General features: G+C 57.8%; 15 protein-coding genes. 7 read left to right on the top strand and 8 right to left on the bottom strand.

Annotation, left to right across the window (positions count from 1 at the left end; translation table 11 throughout):
- Positions 1 to 84: 84 nt before the first annotated feature.
- From recJ to ACR0FG_RS08510, 4 genes are all read right to left on the bottom strand, one after another.
- The gene (recJ, locus tag ACR0FG_RS08525) at positions 85 to 1,827 is read right to left on the bottom strand and encodes a single-stranded-DNA-specific exonuclease RecJ (protein WP_480892010.1); all 1,743 of its coding nucleotides are present in this window, start codon (positions 1,825 to 1,827) and stop codon (positions 85 to 87) included.
- Between the two features lie 93 nt (positions 1,828 to 1,920).
- Positions 1,921 to 2,904 carry a class II fructose-bisphosphatase gene (gene glpX / locus ACR0FG_RS08520; RefSeq protein ID WP_480892008.1) on the bottom strand — a complete coding sequence of 328 codons (984 nt, stop codon included), beginning with the start codon at positions 2,902 to 2,904 and terminating at the stop codon, positions 1,921 to 1,923.
- 71 nt (positions 2,905 to 2,975) lie between these two features.
- Entirely contained in the window at positions 2,976 to 4,262 is a 1,287-nt protein-coding gene (locus ACR0FG_RS08515; protein ID WP_480892006.1) for a homoserine dehydrogenase, read from the bottom strand.
- A gap of 135 nt (positions 4,263 to 4,397) precedes the next feature.
- A complete protein-coding gene (locus ACR0FG_RS08510; protein ID WP_480892003.1) occupies positions 4,398 to 4,733 on the bottom strand; it encodes a hypothetical protein in 336 nt (111 codons plus the stop codon).
- A gap of 13 nt (positions 4,734 to 4,746) precedes the next feature.
- Between ACR0FG_RS08510 and ACR0FG_RS08505 the strand changes: the two genes are divergently transcribed.
- On the top strand, positions 4,747 to 5,334 hold the full coding sequence (locus tag ACR0FG_RS08505; RefSeq protein WP_480892000.1) for a TetR/AcrR family transcriptional regulator: 588 nt from the start codon (positions 4,747 to 4,749) through the stop codon (positions 5,332 to 5,334).
- Positions 5,335 to 5,370: 36 nt separating this feature from the next.
- Here ACR0FG_RS08505 and ACR0FG_RS08500 read toward each other — a convergent pair whose 3' ends face one another.
- The gene (locus ACR0FG_RS08500) at positions 5,371 to 6,282 is read right to left on the bottom strand and encodes a pirin family protein (protein WP_480891998.1); all 912 of its coding nucleotides are present in this window, start codon (positions 6,280 to 6,282) and stop codon (positions 5,371 to 5,373) included.
- Between the two features lie 159 nt (positions 6,283 to 6,441).
- On the opposite strand from ACR0FG_RS08500, the gene ACR0FG_RS08495 reads away from it, so the two are divergent.
- On the top strand, positions 6,442 to 6,927 hold the full coding sequence (locus ACR0FG_RS08495; protein WP_480891997.1) for a hypothetical protein: 486 nt from the start codon (positions 6,442 to 6,444) through the stop codon (positions 6,925 to 6,927).
- Here the strand turns inward: ACR0FG_RS08495 and ACR0FG_RS08490 are convergent.
- From ACR0FG_RS08490 to ACR0FG_RS08480, 3 genes are read right to left on the bottom strand one after another with little or no spacing between them, the layout of a single operon-like run.
- Positions 6,921 to 7,532 carry a TadE/TadG family type IV pilus assembly protein gene (locus ACR0FG_RS08490; protein ID WP_480891995.1) on the bottom strand — a complete coding sequence of 204 codons (612 nt, stop codon included), beginning with the start codon at positions 7,530 to 7,532 and terminating at the stop codon, positions 6,921 to 6,923. The genes ACR0FG_RS08495 and ACR0FG_RS08490 overlap by 7 nt on opposite strands.
- Complete coding sequence (locus ACR0FG_RS08485) at positions 7,519 to 8,160, bottom strand: pilus assembly protein (RefSeq protein ID WP_170715402.1); 642 nt, start codon at positions 8,158 to 8,160, stop codon at positions 7,519 to 7,521. Before ACR0FG_RS08485 ends, ACR0FG_RS08490 begins: the two co-directional genes overlap by 14 nt.
- The gene (locus ACR0FG_RS08480; protein WP_480891993.1) at positions 8,157 to 9,953 is read right to left on the bottom strand and encodes a pilus assembly protein TadG-related protein; all 1,797 of its coding nucleotides are present in this window, start codon (positions 9,951 to 9,953) and stop codon (positions 8,157 to 8,159) included. The genes ACR0FG_RS08485 and ACR0FG_RS08480 overlap by 4 nt, the downstream gene beginning before the upstream one ends.
- A gap of 324 nt (positions 9,954 to 10,277) precedes the next feature.
- On the opposite strand from ACR0FG_RS08480, the gene ACR0FG_RS08475 reads away from it, so the two are divergent.
- The 5 genes from ACR0FG_RS08475 to ACR0FG_RS08455 all read left to right on the top strand — a co-directional run bounded on the left by ACR0FG_RS08475 (position 10,278) and on the right by ACR0FG_RS08455 (position 16,959).
- Complete coding sequence (locus ACR0FG_RS08475) at positions 10,278 to 11,708, top strand: Glu/Leu/Phe/Val family dehydrogenase (RefSeq protein WP_170715397.1); 1,431 nt, start codon at positions 10,278 to 10,280, stop codon at positions 11,706 to 11,708.
- A 210-nt stretch (positions 11,709 to 11,918) separates the two neighbouring features.
- Positions 11,919 to 13,172 carry a sarcosine oxidase subunit beta family protein gene (locus tag ACR0FG_RS08470; RefSeq protein WP_480891991.1) on the top strand — a complete coding sequence of 418 codons (1,254 nt, stop codon included), beginning with the start codon at positions 11,919 to 11,921 and terminating at the stop codon, positions 13,170 to 13,172.
- Between the two features lie 55 nt (positions 13,173 to 13,227).
- A complete protein-coding gene (locus ACR0FG_RS08465) occupies positions 13,228 to 13,491 on the top strand; it encodes a sarcosine oxidase subunit delta (protein ID WP_480891989.1) in 264 nt (87 codons plus the stop codon).
- Complete coding sequence (locus tag ACR0FG_RS08460; RefSeq protein ID WP_480891988.1) at positions 13,488 to 16,421, top strand: sarcosine oxidase subunit alpha family protein; 2,934 nt, start codon at positions 13,488 to 13,490, stop codon at positions 16,419 to 16,421. Before ACR0FG_RS08465 ends, ACR0FG_RS08460 begins: the two co-directional genes overlap by 4 nt.
- The gene (locus tag ACR0FG_RS08455; RefSeq protein WP_480891985.1) at positions 16,414 to 16,959 is read left to right on the top strand and encodes a sarcosine oxidase subunit gamma; all 546 of its coding nucleotides are present in this window, start codon (positions 16,414 to 16,416) and stop codon (positions 16,957 to 16,959) included. The genes ACR0FG_RS08460 and ACR0FG_RS08455 overlap by 8 nt, the downstream gene beginning before the upstream one ends.
- Position 16,960 lies beyond the last annotated feature (1 nt).

The following is a 16,960-nucleotide window of genomic DNA, read 5'->3' as shown; positions in this document are numbered from 1 at the left end:
CGGTTTACCTTCCACCCCCGCAAGCCGAAAAACGCAAGGCCGGGAAAGTTTTTTGGCCTTGCGCAAAAGGTGCGAATTGCACCTTTATTTTGCCTCGGCGGCGTCTTCCAGCCTGAGTTGCACGTTTTGCCGCCCGCCCCATGAATTGACTTCCAGCCGGCCAGCGAAATGGAACCGGGCCCCTCCGTGGTTGATCAGCCGATCCCCCATCGGCCCGTCGAATGCACCAAAGGCGATGGCGTCCAGACCACCGCTCATGCCATCGGATAGCGACAGTTTCAGATGTGTCTCACCCACACGCTTGGCGAAACGCACTTGCAGGTCGGGCAGGGCATAGCGTGGGGCAGGGGCGCCCGCCCCAAATGGTCCAGCCTTTTCGATCTGTTCGATCAGGTCCACAGTTGCAGCGCCGGGCATCAATGCCCCGTCGAGTTTCAAATCCGCCGGACCCGCTTGTCCGGCACCCTGTTTGGCGAGCAACTCGCTTAACCGCTCCATCGCCGGTTCCAACTTGTCGCGCATCACCGTAAGACCCGCAGCCATTTTGTGACCGCCACCTTTCACCAAAAGCCCCTCAGCCGCTAACCTCTGGATCGACGCCCCAAGGTCGACCTCCGACACGGACCGGCCCGAACCCTTGCCTTCATCCCCGTCAAAGCCAATGACGATGGCGGGACGGTTCGCAGCCTCCTTCAACCGCGAAGCCACGATGCCTACGACACCCGGATGCCACCCGTCGCCTGCTGCCCAGACCAGAGGCGCATCCAGCCCGCGCGCTTCGGCTTGCGCCAAAGCAGCGGCGCGTACGTTGTTTTCGATCTCGCGCCGTTCCGAGTTCAGGGCATCCAACCGCTCTGACAGAGCTTCGGCTTCGGTCGCAGAATCCGTGCTCAGCAGGCGCGCGCCAAGGTCTGCCTGACCGATCCTGCCCCCGGCATTCACGCGCGGTCCCAACAGAAACCCCAGATGATAGCTGTTGGGCGCAGTGTCCATACGCGCCACATCTGACAGCGCCACCAGACCCGGCCTTTGCCGCGTGGCCATGACCTTTAGCCCCTGTCTGACCAGTGCACGGTTTGCCTCGATCAGAGGTGCAACATCGGCCACGGTTGCCAAAGCCACCAAATCCAGCATAGCCATCAGATCCGGGCCCTTCTCACCATCCGCGCGCATCTGCCGTCCGGCCTCGACCAGCATCAAAAATACCACCGCAGCGGCACAGAAATAGCCCAGATCGCCGCTTTCGTCTTGCCGGTTCGGGTTCACCACGGCAACGCAGTCCGGCAGCGTCTCTCCGCCCAGATGGTGATCCAGCACGATCACATCCGCGCCCTTCGCAGCTGCAATCGGTTCATGGCTGAGCGTACCGCAATCGACACAGATGATCAGATCATGACTGCTTGCCAACTGGGTCATCGCGGGCACGTTAGGCCCATACCCTTCGTCGATCCGGTCCGGGACATATAGCGTTGCTTGCAATCCCATCTGCCGCAACCAGACCAAAAGCAAGGCGGCCGAACTGCCGCCATCCACGTCATAGTCGGCAAACACAGCGATCTTCTGCCGCGCGCGCACCGCTTGCAGAAAACGCGCGGCGGCGACTTCCATGTCTTTCATCATGCGCGGATCGGGAAGCAGTTCCTTCAGCTTTGGCTCAAGAAACCCGCGTGCTTCCATGGCAGGAACGCCGCGCCGAGCCAATACCTGACACACGGGGCGGGGCAAGTCGATTTGCTGGGCCATCATTTCTGCGGCCCGATCAATATCCGCAGATGGCCCAACCCAGCGTCGTCCTGTCAGTGACTGCTCAACCCCAAGAAAACTCATCCCGCGCCCTTTGTAAAACAAGGCCGGACCCTCACGGACCCGGCCTCTTCATCTTTTCCAAAATACTCCCGCCGGAGGCAGCGGCGCAAGCCGCTATGCTTCGTTATGTGACCACATGGGGGTGCGATAGGACATGCGGCGAACCGAGCCCGTTTTCGACCGCATCAGCAATGTGGTGGTTTCAACCCAACCGGGTTCACGTTTGATGCGAGGCAGCAGCGAACCACCCGTCACACCGGTTGCGGCAAAGATAACATCCGATGTCACCATTTCATCGCGGGAATAGATACGATCCAGATCGCTGATGCCTGCCTTGGCAGCGCGGCCGCGTTCGTCATCGTTGCGGAACAACAGGCGGCCAAAAATTTGTCCACCCATGCATTTCAAAGCAGCAGCGGCCAGAACGCCCTCGGGCGCGCCACCTTGGCCCATATACATGTCGATCCCGGTGACTTCGCTTTCCGCGCAATGCATGACGCCAGCAACGTCGCCGTCAGTGATCAGGCGGATCGACGCGCCGGTCTCGCGCACCTCGGCAATCATCGCCTCATGACGCGGGCGCTCCAAAATGCACACAGTGATGTCCGCAGGCTCGCAACCCTTGGCTTTGGCCAGCGCCTCGACACGTTCGCGCGGGCTCATGTCCAGATTGACGACACCTTCCGGAAAACCCGGACCAACCGCCAGCTTGTCCATATACACGTCCGGCGCGTGCAGCATCGAGCCGCGGGGGCCCATCGCAATTACGGTCAGCGCGTTGGGCATGTCCTTGGCGGTCAGAGTAGTGCCTTCCAAAGGATCCAGCGCGATATCCACGCCGGGACCATTGCCGGTGCCGACCTCTTCGCCGATGAACAGCATCGGTGCTTCATCCCGCTCGCCTTCACCGATGACCACGACACCGGCGATATCCAACAGGTTCAGCTGCTCGCGCATGGCGTTGACGGCGGCCTGATCGGCGGCTTTCTCGTCGCCGCGCCCAACCAAAGAGGCCGAGGCAAGCGCAGCCTGTTCTGCCACCCGTGCAAGGCCCAGCGACAGCAGGCGATCATTGAAATCGGTCTTGGCAGCGTTCATCTTCGGTAATCCTCTGGTCAGCTTAGACGTTTGTTCCGGCATAGCCCGCGAATGCTGCAGGCCGCAAGGGGTCAGACTTGTTCAATGCGCAACGCGACTGGCTCTCCGGCCACGACGTCAGTGTTGCGCAACCCGGTCAGCGCATGATCAAGCATTGAACGCGTGGTTTTGTGCGTCACGATCAGCACCGGAGCGGTGCTTTCGGAATGGGCATACTGGCGCATCCGGTCGATTGACACACCTGCGTCACCAAGAATGGCCGCAACTTTCGCCAAAGCACCCGGTTTATCAAGCAGGGCAAGACGCAGGTAGTAGGGTGCGGGCAGGCCGGTCTGCGCGGGCTGTGCCGCCTCAAGCGAGGCTGCGGGGCGACCAAATGTCGGCAGGCTCAGACCGCGGGCCAGATCGCAGATATCGCCCATGACCGCGCTGGCCGTGGGGCCTTCGCCCGCGCCGGGGCCACGCAGGACAACCTGCTCGACCGCGTCACCTTCGATGACGACCATATTGGTGCCGCCTTCCAACTGACCTAGTGCCGAGTCGCTGGGCACCAGACAAGGTTGCATCCGCTGCTCCAATCCGCGCGCGGTACGCTGCGCGACGCCCAACAATTTGATGCGATAGCCCATGTCGTCGGCCTGATGAATATCGTCCAGGCTGATATGCTGAATGCCTTCGATCTGAATGCCGTCGAAATCGGGTTTTGTCCCGAAGGCGATTGAGGACAGCAAGGCCAGTTTATGAGCCGCATCAATGCCACCCACATCCAGATTGGGATCTGCTTCCAGATACCCCAGCTCGGCGCATTCCTCGAACAGCGCGTTATATCCCAGCTGCTGCGATTGCATCCGCGTCAGAATATAGTTGCAGGTGCCATTCATTACGCCCATCACACGCGTGATCTCGTTACCCGCAAGCCCTTCGGTCAGAGATTTGATGACCGGGATGCCCCCAGCTACGGCGGCCTCGAAGCGGATCACCCGTCCTGAAGCTTCGGCTTGCTCGGCCAAATCCTGCCCATGAATGGCCAGCAGCGCCTTGTTCGCGGTGACTACATCCTTGCCGCTTGCCAACGCCGCCTCGACCGAGGCTTTTGCAGGACCATTCTCGCCCCCCATCAATTCGACGAAAACATCGATATCGTCGCGTTTCGCCAATGCGACGGGATCGGTTTCCCAGGCATATTCTGATAGTTTGACACCGCGATCTTTGTTCGGGTCGCGGGCGGAAACGGCGACGATTTCGATCAAGCGACCGGTGCGCGCAGTCAGCAAATCGGCATGGCGGCGTACGATCTTGACAACCCCGACGCCAACGGTTCCCAAACCCGCAATTCCAAGCCTAAGCGCCTGTGTCATTCCTTCGGTCCCTTCCGCTCGAAACATGCCGATCTGGGCGATGTGCCCTTTGTCGGCTGCCTTAGCGGGTTCAGGGGAAGGGTGCAATCCATCTTGACGGATCACCGGCGGAACTGCTGTATTGGCCTGCGTAATTCAGTCGTTCTCGACCTCTTGCAATGCCTGCGCTTTTTCCGCCAAGGCCTCGCTACGCGCGTTAAGCTCTTCTTCTACTTCGGCAGCTTCACTGATGACGTCTGTAGGCGGGCCAAGCGTGTCAGAAACCGGAAGGAGTCGCGGGTACGGGGCTTTGCGCACAGACGCCGCCGAACTACCTTCGAGTTCTGGTATTTCTGTGCAGGCAGCGCAGGATAGTAGCACGAGTATCAGCGACAGCGGCTTCATTTCGAACCTGTGGATTGCGGCTTTGTTCCCGTGATGCACCTTTTGGGCCTTTGGCACAAGCGGGGTTCTATTTGAACGTACGTTCATATACGCTGCGCGCATGGCACGTACACAAGGCTCACATTCCGACATCACCGGCCCACGCATCCGCAAGGCGGCATTGGGATTGTTTGCCCGGCATGGATACGCTGCGGTTTCCATGCGACAGATAGCGGGCGAGGTCGGGGTTCAGGCCGGGGCGCTGTATAACTACACGCCCGACAAACAAAGTTTGCTGTTCCGGCTGATGAACGAACACATGCGCGATTTATTGGCCGCAGTCGATGATCTGCCCCAACAGGACGACGCCACCAAAGCACTTAGGCAGTTCGTTGGATTCCACATCCGCTTTCACCTGCAACGCCCGGACGAGGTCTTTATTGCCTATATGGAGCTTCGCAATCTGACGCCCGAAAACTTCTCTGAAATAGAAGCGTTGCGGCGGCGTTACGAAGATAAGCTCGAGGACATACTGAAAGCCGGGAAAGGGGCGGGGCAGTTCACGGTCGCTGATACCAAGATCGCCACTTTGGCCGTCATTGCCATGCTGAACGGTGTCATGACATGGTACCGGACCGAAGGGCGTCTGACGCTGGATGAGGTCGAGCGAATCTATTGGGACATGGTCCGCAATTCGGTGACGGGTTGAAACACCCCGTCGCTTTTGCGGCAGGGTGTTGCGGCTTCAATGCGCTGGGCGGATGAATGTCCCGTTGCGGAGCTCCCGAAACGCCTGCTCCAACTCGGATCTTGTGTTCATGACAATTGGTCCATGCCACGCGACCGGCTCATTGATCGGCGCACCCGATATCAGCAAAAAACGCACCCCGTCCGGCCCCGCCTGCACAGTGATTTCATCGCCCGTTCCGAAACGGATCAATGTGCGATCACCAGACATGTCGCGGATATTCACCTCTTGCCCCGCGATTTCCTTTTCCAAAAGGACCCCTGTGGGCTGGGATGCATCGGCAAAGGCGGCCTGCCCCTGAAACACATAGGCAAATGCGCGGCGATAGGTATCTACCTTGAGCGTTTTTTTAACTCCGGGCGGGATCGAGATATCCAGATATTGCGGGTCCGCCGCAATGCCGTCGACCGGGCCGGTTTGGCCCCAGAACTCACCCACGATCACGCGCACCGTCGTTCCGTCATCATCGATGATTTCAGGAATCTCGGCACTTTTGACGTCCTGATACCTGGGTGAGGTCATCTTTTGATCAGCCGGAAGGTTGCCCCACAACTGAAAGCCGTGCATCTGCCCTTTGGCGTTCCCGGAAGGCATTTCCTGATGAAGAATGCCGGATCCGGCGGTCATCCATTGCACGTCGCCCGCCCCCAGCGCGCCGTTGTTTCCAAGCGAGTCGCTGTGATTGACGGTTCCGGCCAGAACATAGGTAATGGTCTCGATCCCGCGATGAGGATGCCATGGGAAACCGGCCTGATAATCCTGCGGATGCTCGTTCCTGAAATCGTCAAACAGCAGAAAAGGATCCAACTCGGACGGGTCCTGAAAGCCGAACGCGCGGTGCAGCTTCACGCCTGCACCTTCCATGGTTGGAACCGCCTGACGTGTTTCCAATGTGGGCCTTAGGGACATGACAGCCTCCTGTTTGTTTGACCGCAATCTAGTTGGGGATGGCTGGCGATCAATCGGCGCAGAAACACTGGTGATGTGCAAAGACGCTCAGAACCTCCGGAGCCTCTGTTTTTCTGCGGACAAAACCGCTAAGGCAGGTCCGAAGATCGGGAGAATTCTATGCAACAGGACGTGTTGGCCACTGTTCAGGCCTCGTCACCCAGGCGCTGGACCGGCGTGGGGATGTTGGGGGTTGTTGGTGTTATGGTGATCTACGTCGCGTTGGCATCGCCCCCAGAGCTCGCATGGCAAATGTTCCTGCTTGTGGTTGGCGCCGCGTCTTTCTGGCTGGCCCAACGCATGTGGGCCGCGACAAAGGACGCTATCGAGCTGACCGAAACTCAGCTGCGCACCAGATCAGGGCGGGTGATCTGCGACATCGCGGATATCGAATCCGTGGATCGGGGCGTCTTTGCATTCAAACCGTCCAACGGATTTCTGGTGCTGACCCGATCCGCATCGGGCAATACATGGGAACCTGGCCTCTGGTGGCGAGTCGGCAGGCGCATCGGTATCGGCGGCATGACCGCCGCCGCCGAGTGCAAGTTTATGTCTGAGGCGCTGAGCGCGTTGTTGTTAGAACGGGCAGGGGAGGCCGATCAATAACAAGAAGCGGGGCCATGGATGTTGTCGAAGACCCGGGGATGGGTGAAGACCAGATTGCCCATCTCGAAATCGTCGAACCCAAAGCCGATATTAAACGGCGCACGGTAGGTGTTCGTGGTTTCCACGATGATCATCCGCCCGTTATCCGGCATCATGGGCAGCGCGTTCTTCACATAGTCACTGTCCTCGTCCCTCAGCTTCTGAAACCCCGAGCCGCGCACACAGGACCACACGATGTCATGCGTCCCGTCTCCCGGCTGGCTGTTTTCGTCATCGCTGGCTTCGAAGATCAGATAGGTAATGCGCGTCGAGATCGGGGCACGCGTGGAAACCATCGTTTCCAGCAGATCATGCAGCGTGTTTACATATGTGTCGTTAATGGTGTTGCGTTCGCGCGAAATGATATCGGCGACCGCATAGGCGGCTTTGGTATTCAACGAGCTTTGACGATACCCGTCGAAATAGGTGTAGGACGTAAAAACCGACCAGAAAACCATCGGCAGGATCAACATCGACTCGATGGTGATTGCACCATCTTCGCGGCGGAAGAAACGCCTCAGGGACGAGATAAGCCCGCGTATCAAAGAAGGATCAGTTGGTTGCACTGGCTACATCCTCATCCGGATCAGTGGAGGCCGTTCCACCGGCAGGAGCCGCTGTGTCGCCGCCAAAGGGTTCATGGACAAACACGGTTGTTGCGAACAACGACCATTTACCGTCGGGATCACGCTGGGCGGGGCCGCCGATCATTGTGAAACCCCAGACCGGCGACACTTGAAGGCAGGCGCGAATGATCATCAATTCGTTTGACGTCCCGCGATCAAAATCGATCCCTTCTGGCCCATCCGGGTCACGGATTTCTGCTGGCGTGTCTACGCAATAGGGGCTCGGGTTCAGTTGGTTACCGACACGGGGGTCGATGGACTTCATTTCCAGCGCCAATTCGTCCGAGCACGTCGAGACGTGTCGCACTCTTTCGCAGACCATGTCCTTCAGCAGATCATGTGTCCATTCATCTTCGTCCGGTGGCAGACGGTTCAAGCGCACTTCTCTGATCGTTTCGTCCAGCGCACGCTCAAGGTTGGCATGACTAAACGACATCAGCCCAAGATCGATACCCGAATAGGCGACGTAGATGAAAAACGGGAACCAGAAGAGAAACTCGATCGTGGATGAGCTTCCATCTTCACTTTGGCGGAACCGGCGCAGGCGTTTTTGAAGCAATGTCCTCATTGGGTGAGTCTCAGGTTCTGGATGGTCGCGCTGATCGAGTCGAATACGCCCTGAATCTGTGCTCCGGTGGCTTCATAGTACCTGCCGTCTTCGACAGCGCAGGTTTTCAGCATGGGTTTCACACCTTCCGGCGCCTCAAACGCGATCGAGAAAATCAGAACTTCTTCTTCTTCGGCCTGAGCGCACAGGGAATAGACGCGCGGGTCCTTGTTCCACTTTCTCAGTTCCGTGGTGGAGTCATTCCAGAATTCGTTTGCCTCGGTGGTGCCCCGGGCGGATTCGATCAGGTCGTAGATCGCAGCCTTTTCAGTATGCGCCCAGACATCGGGCCACAGCAGTTCAGATGCCGATCCATATTCGTTGTCTTCGTAGTACCACGATCTATTGGTCGAATGGCACTGTCCGTCATAGTAGCTTGTGCAGCGGTAGCGGCGGAACGTCCCTGTGCCGTATGCATGGTTCTGGTAATAATCTCTTGTCCAACGCGAGCCGTCGCTATGACGCACGGTCTGGCGAACATCCGGCCAAGAATACCGGTTATTATCTTCATCATAAACCGAATACACTTCAGCGTCGTCATTCCAGAAGATGTCCGACGGGCCATCATTATAAGGTGAATTGACCTTGTGCTGGCGTGTGTTTTCACCATCGCTCATCAGCACCAGTACTTTGAGTGAGTCGGCTGTGCGGTTTCTTCCGGGGCGTGCGTCAAACACATCGGGGATGTTTGACGTATCCGAAAGGCGCGAGATCAAAGGCTGAATGCTATCGTCCAATAGCGTCAGCCCCCATTTGAGGCCGACATCGATTGAAGTCCAGCCGCTGGCCTGAAGCAGGTCGATCTGATCTTTGAGCTTGGTGGCATCGTTTTGAATAATCGCCATCGCCCGTTGATCGGTCGGGGTTTCCTTGCGGCAGATGTTGCTGCTTACAAGTGTGTCGGCGGCTCGACGGTCGTTATATCCGCTGTCTTTGAAATGCAGGGTCTGAGGGACAGAGTCGCCTGCGCGGATGACATTTCCATTGCCGTCTTCGATATCATAGTAGTTGAAGGTTGTTGTCGTAAAATCAGTGCTGCCGAAGTCGATGCAGTTGGCGACCTCGTTCGCACCAATCGTATTCAACTCGTTCATCAGGAAATCCGGAACCGAGACCTGCTCGGAATAGGGCACAATCGAAATTGACAGTTTGCCTTCTTCGGACTTGTTGACCATTTCATCGACAAAGTCCTTGGCAGCTACTTTGAGGTTGGCCAGCTTCGTTCCGCTCATCGAGCCCGAAACGTCCAGAACAAGCGAAATCTCGACGTTGCCGATGGATTCTTCTGCAACGCTGGTCGCGGTCGAGCCCAGTGTGTCAACGCCGCTCCACTGCATGAAATGCGTTTTGACCTGCATGGCGGCGCTGGCTTCAACCTTACGTTTCCCGGCCAGTCTGGCATTTTGCGCGCCACAGGTGTCGGGCGTTACAACCACGCTGTCGTCGATCAGATATTGATCCAGGTTCTCTTTGCTAAGGTAATCCCTGACCACATCCCGGGGGCACAGCTCCTGATCCAGGTCGGCTGCGGCAAGAACCGCGCGGTCAAGGGCGTATTGCAGTTTGACGCGCTCGCGGTCATATCGCATCATGTCGACGGCGAAACCCGCCGCAGTGAACACGATCATAACAAGGAACAAAGACAGGATTGTCATGGAGCCGTCTGTATCCTGCGCAAACCTGTGCAAATGCCGCGCACCGCGGTTGGGGTTTGCATAACAGACGATTTTCGACTTCCAATTCAACTTGTGCATATCAGATTCCTTTGCCCGCCAGACACGCGGTCGGTTCTTCGCAACTTTTATTATTTAATGCCGGATCGTGGCGAGATTTGGGCGAGTAAGCCTTTATGCTGCTCTTATTGAATGAAAATTGGCCTTAGTGGCGGTGCATTTCTTGTGTTTGTTTCTTAAGGTTAAACAATGGCCTCTAAACGGCGTTCCGACGCGACTCAGCGGAACTTCAGGACCCGATGATCGAAAAAATGATGAAAAAAAGTGCAGATGATAATTGCAGCGGGGGCTGAGTGGTGCGACAAAAAGTCATGACATTCGTCATCTGCCAGCACGGAGGACTCTATGACCGGCAAAAAAGAACCAAGCTTTCGCGAGAGTGTTGATCTGATGTTCAACAGGGCGGCGTCCCTGATGGACCTGCCGCCCGGGCTGGAGGAAAAGATACGTGTTTGCAATGCTACCTATACCGTTCGCTTTGGCGTCCGATTAAGGGGGCAGATTCAGACATTCACTGGATACCGGTCGGTACACTCTGAACATATGGAGCCGGTCAAGGGCGGTATCCGCTATGCTCTGGCGGTGAACCAGGACGAGGTCGAGGCGCTGGCCGCGCTGATGACCTATAAATGCGCTCTGGTTGAGGCTCCGTTTGGCGGCTCAAAGGGTGGATTGTGCATCGATCCGCGCAAATATGAAGAGCACGAGCTTGAACAGATCACCCGCCGCTTTGCCTATGAACTGGCCAAGCGCGACCTGATCAACCCGTCTCAGAACGTCCCCGCCCCGGATATGGGTACGGGCGAGCGTGAGATGGCCTGGATGGCCGATCAGTACGCGCGGATGAACACCACTGATATCAACGCCCGCGCCTGTGTCACCGGCAAACCGCTGAACGCCGGCGGCATCGCCGGTCGGGTCGAGGCCACGGGACGCGGTGTTCAATATGCGCTGCGCGAGTTCTTCCGTAACCCTGAAGATGTCAAAAAGGCGGGTATGTCGGGCACTCTGGACGGCAAGCGAGTGATCATTCAGGGGCTGGGTAACGTGGGCTACCATGCTGCGAAGTTCCTGAGCGAAGAGGACGGATCGCGCGTCGTCGGCATCATCGAATGGGACGGTGCCCTGTACAATCCCGAGGGGATTGATGTCGAAGCGGTGCGGCAATGGATCGTCAAACACGGTGGCGTGAAGGACTATCCGGATGCGACGCACACTGCCGAAGGCAGCGCCGTGCTGGAAGAAGAATGCGATATTCTGGTGCCGGCGGCACTTGAGGGCGTGATCAACCTGTCCAACGCGGACCGCATCAAGGCACCGCTGATTATCGAGGCCGCAAACGGTCCGGTTACAGCGGGCGCGGATGAGGTTCTGCGCAAGAAAGGCACGGTGATCATCCCAGATATGTATGCCAACGCAGGTGGTGTGACGGTGTCTTATTTCGAATGGGTAAAGAACCTGAGCCATATCCGATTTGGCCGGATGCAGCGCCGTCAGGAAGAGGCACGGCACGAACTGATCGTCAGCGAGTTGGAACGGTTGGACCGCTACTTGGGCGATGCCTGGTCGATGTCGCATGATTTCAAGGCCAAGTACCTCAAAGGTGCGGATGAGCTGGAGTTGGTGCGCTCGGGTCTGGATGACACCATGCGGATCGCCTACCAGGCGATGAGCGAGGTCTGGCATAACCGCTCGGATGTCGATGATCTGCGTACCGCAGCTTATATTGTCGCGATCGACCGGGTCTCGAAAAGCTACCGCGCCAAAGGTCTCTGACCAAAAAATACGATGCAACCGGGGTCGGGAGCGGCCCCGGTTGCATTATTTTTGCCTATCGCCCATGAAGGCATCCAACCCACCGCATTCCAGCAAATTTTAGTCGCTCACAGACAAGTCCGGGTCGAAAACGGGTGCGGAATGCGCTTGTTGCGTTGCTACTGCTGGTCAGAGTTGGTTTGATGCCGACACACCCGCAGGGAGGTTCGAATGCGTTTTTCCGGCTTGCGTGTCCTCAAAGAGGGCCTGACCGGCAATAAGGGCTGGACGCCACACTGGCGTGATCCCCAACCTAAATCCGAATATGACATCATCATCATTGGTGGCGGAGGGCATGGTCTGAGCACGGCCTATTACCTTGCCAAGGAACATGGGCTGACCAACGTGGCCGTGTTGGAGAAAGGCTATATTGGCGGTGGCAATGTCGGGCGAAACACGACAATTGTTCGGGCCAACTATTTTCTTCAGGGAAACTCGGAATTCTATTCGCATTCCCTCAAATTGTGGGAAGGGCTGGAAGAAGACCTGAATTACAACGTCATGCATTCGCAGCGCGGCATTATCGGTCTGTTCCACTCGGACGGTCAGCGCGACGCAGCCGCGCGCCGGGGCAACATGATGATCTCTCAGGGCGACGACGCTGTTCTGTTGGGCCGCGATGAATTGCGTGAGATGCTGCCTTACCTCAACTACGATGATCTGCGGTTTCCGATTTATGGCGGATTGTATCATCCGCGCGGTGGAACTGCGCGTCATGATGCGGTTGCCTGGGGCTATGCGCGCGGTGCTGATCAACGCGGCGTCGACTTGATTCAGAATTGCGAAGTGACCGGGATTGACATCGAAAATGGCGTTGTTCGGGGCGTTCAGACAACCCGCGGAGTGATCCGGGCCAAAAAGGTTGCTATGGTTGCTGCAGGGCGTTCCGGGCTGGTTGCTTCAATGGCTGGGATGCGATTGCCGATCGAAAGCCATGTTCTGCAAGCGTTTGTGACCGAGGGGCTCAAACCCTGCATCGATCATGTGGTGACCTTTGGCATGGGGCATTTCTATATCAGCCAGTCGGACAAGGGTGGGTTGGTCTTTGGCGGCGATCTGGATTTCTATGCTTCGTATGCAGCGCGGGGCAATCTGCCGACAGTCGAAAGCGTGATGGAGGCCGGAATGGCGCTGATGCCGATGATCGGCAAGGCGCGGGTGCTGCGATCCTGGGGTGGGATCATGGATATGTCGCCGGATGGCTCTCCGATCATTGATAAAACCGATATCGAAGGTCTCTATCTGAATTGCGGCTGGAACTACGGCGGGTTCAAGGCGGTACCGGGGTCGGGCAATGTCTTTGCGCATTTGATTGCGACGGATCGCTATCACGAGAACGCCACCGGGTTCCGGTTGGATCGGTTCCGCACAGGGCGCGGGATCATTGATGAAGAGGGCAAAGGCTCTCAACACAATCTGCATTGAGGGCGGCGATGTTGGATTTGAGTATTTTTGAAAAGATGAAGGTGGGGGCGCTGCCATGAGGATTACCTGTCCGTATTGCGGCGAACGGGACCGGCGCGAGTTTTACTATCGCGGCGCAGCGGTTGACCTGGATCGGCCAGCGCCCGATGCCGGGGCAGAGGCGTGGGATGACTTTGTTTACCTGCGCGACAACCCCGTGGGTCCGACGCGAGAGCTTTGGTATCATGAGGGCGGTTGCGGGGCTTGGATCGTTGTGACGCGGGACACCAGAACGCACGAAATGCTGGACTCGCACCTGGCGTCAGAGGTGGCGTCATGAGGGTTGATGGCAAAGGTCTGATTGATCGGTCCGAGGTTGTTTCCTTTGACTTTGATGGGATGAGTTATTCCGGATACCGAGGCGACACGCTGGCTTCGGCGCTTTTGGCAAATGGTCAGCGCCTGATGGGGCGGTCGTTCAAATACCATCGCCCGCGCGGCGTGCTGACGGCAGGCAGCGAGGAGCCCAACGCGCTGGTGACTGTCGGCGAGGGCGGTCGTCAGGATCCCAATGTTCGCGCTACGATGCAGGAAATCTATCCGGGCCTGACCGCGCGCAGCCAGAACCGCTGGCCTAGCCTGGGTTTTGACCTGATGGCGGTCAACGACCTGGCGGCTCCGTTTCTGGGGGCAGGGTTTTACTACAAGACTTTCATGTGGCCCCGGAGTTTTTGGGAAAAGCTCTATGAGCCGATCATCCGCCGTGCAGCGGGGCTGGGCGCGTTGTCAGGACAAGACAATACAGACGCTTACGAAAGCGCTTATGCGTTTTGCGATGTGCTGGTCACAGGGGCCGGACCCGCGGGATTGATGGCTGCATTGGTTGCCGGTCGTGCGGGGGCTGATGTCATTCTGGCTGATGAGAACGCGCGCATAGGCGGGCGGCTGTTGGCCGAGACATATGAGATTGATGGCAAGCCAGGGCCTGTCTGGGCAGATGAGGTGCTGGCCGAACTTCAGGCGATGGACAATGTCCGGGTGATGACGCGCACAACCGTTGTCGGGGCGTATGATCAGGGCACATTTGCGGCGCTGGAACGCGTTTTGCACCACACCGAGCAGCGGCCCAACGGCGCGCCGGTCGAGACCTATTGGCGGATCGTGGCCAAACGCTCGGTACTGGCGGCAGGCGCGTTGGAGCGGCCCGTTGCATTTCGGGATAATGATCGGCCGGGGATCATGACGGCGGGTGCGGTTCGGGCCTATCTGAACCGTTGGGGCGTCAGTCCCGGACGGAATGTAACAATATTCGGTAATACTGACGACATTCATCGTACGGCGCGGGATCTGTTGGGTGCCGGGGTTCATGTTGCTGCGGTTATCGACAGTCGGCACGACGCGCCCTTGTCTGACGACTATCAAGTCCTGCGCGGCGCGCAGGTCTGTGGCAGTACCGGGCGCAAAGGGTTGGAGGCGATCACCGTGCGGCGCGCCAGCGGAGAAGAGCGGATCCACACCGATTGTCTCGCCATGACTGGTGGATGGAATCCATCGGTTCATCTGACCTGCCATATGAACGGCCGACCGACATGGAACCGTGATATCGAAGCCTTTGTGCCGACCCCCGGGGCGGTGCCCGGCATGGCGACCGCAGGGGCCTGTAACGGTGCGTTTTCGACCGCTGCCTGTTTGCGAGAAGGTATCAAGGCGGGTGAGGGCGCGGTTGTCGCCTTGGGCATAACTGCGCCAAAGATGCCCGTGCCCGAGGCGGAAGATGCACCCTACGAGATTTCGCAGCTATGGGCGGTGCCCGGCAAAGGTCGGGCCTGGTTGGACTTTCAGAACGACGTCACCGTCAAGGATGTCAAACAGGCAGCGACCGAGAATTTCCGCTCGGTCGAGCATATGAAGCGGTACACCACCCAAGGCATGGCGACGGATCAGGGCAAGAACTCGAACGTGGCGGCGTTGGCCATTCTTGCGGATGCGACCGGGCGCGGCATTCCTGAAACAGGAACGACCACGTTCCGGCCTCCTTATTCGCCGATTGCCATTGCTGCATTGGGCGCAGGGGCCGAGGGAATATCGTTCAAACCTCAACGCTTTACGACATCGCATCAGGCATCCGTGGCGCGCATGGCACCGATGATCGAGGCCGGGCTATGGTATCGCCCCAGCTATTTCCCGCAGCCCGGAGAAACAAATTGGCGGCAATCCTGTGATCGCGAGGTCAACATGGTGCGTCAGTCTGTTGGGGTGTGCGATGTGTCGACCTTGGGAAAGATCGACATTCAGGGCCCGGATGCTGGGGCGTTTCTGGACTTCGTCTATACCAACATGTTCTCGACGCTGAAAATTGGCCGCACCCGCTATGGTCTGATGCTGCGCGAAGATGGGTTTGTCATGGATGATGGCACCACGGCGCGGCTGGGCGAGAACCATTACCTGATGACAACCACAACTGCAGCGGCAGGGGATGTGATGAAACATCTCGAATTTGCGCATCAGGGATTGCGGCCGGATCTGGATGTCTCATTCACATCCGTCACCGAACAATGGGCGCAGTTTGCTGTTGCGGGGCCAAAGTCGCGCGAACTGTTGAATGGCATTCTGGACGAGCCGATCAATGACGAAACATGGCCGTTCATGGCCTGTGGTCCGGTTCAGATTCTTGGGGTGGCAGGACGTTTGTTCCGCATTTCGTTCTCGGGCGAGCACGGATATGAAATCGCAGTGCCCGCGCGCTATGGTGCCAGTCTGTTCGATGTTCTGACGGCTCGTGCCGAAGCTATGGGCGGTGGACTTTACGGCATGGAAGCGCTGAACGTTCTGCGGATCGAAAAGGGCTTTATCACCCATGCAGAAATTCATGGACGCACCACGGCTTATGATATCGGCATGGGGCGGATGGTATCCCGGAAAAAGGATTGTATCGGCAAAACCATGTCCGAGCGATCAGGGCTGGAAGAGGCTGGGCGTGAACGGTTGGTCGGTCTGAAGCCTATCGGTGAAAGCCGCGAACTACTGGCCGGAGCACATCTGTATAAGGAAGAGGCCGAGCCAGTGCGCACCAACGATCAGGGTTATCTAACCTCGGTCTGCTATTCGCCAACGATGAATACAATGCTAGGTTTGGCGTTTCTTGCGGATGGACCGGAACGGTATGGTGAAGTGGTCAAAATGGTGGATCACTTGCGGGGCGTAACCACCTTGTGCGAAGTGGTAAATCCCGTCTTCTTTGACGCAGACGGAGGGCGTGTTCGTGGATAAACTGGTTGCGAAATCACCCTGCGATGGGCTGCTGCCGCTGACCGTCGGAACCGTCACGCTGAGCGAAGAAGACGCGGGTGCGATCCATTCTATTTCACCGCTGAAAGGTCAGAAAAAAGCGGTGTCGGACGCTCTGAAATCCGCGCATGGAATGACTTATCCGGCACCCAACCGCGCAACCGGCAAAGCAGGCAGCCGTGCCGTTTGGTTTGGCCACGCGCAAGCCTTGCTGATGGGGCCTTCGCCTGACGCTTCGTTGGCGGGGCCTGCGATTGTTGTCGATCAGTCCGATGCCTGGACCGTCGTCCGGCTTGAAGGGCAAGGGGTCGAAGATGTACTGGCGCGGCTGGTTCCGATCAACTTGCGCGCGACGGATTTCAAACGTGGGCATACTGCACGAACCTTGCTGTTTCATATGACGGCCTCGATCACGCGCATCGGCGAAAATGCGTTCCAGATCATGGTGTTCCGATCCATGGCTCAGACGCTGGTTCACGATTTGAAAAGGGCGATGGAAGGTGTCGCAGCGCGCGGCTAAA

Source organism: Ruegeria sp. E1 (assembly GCF_056534225.1).
This window is presented reverse-complemented; position numbering and strand designations above follow the sequence as displayed.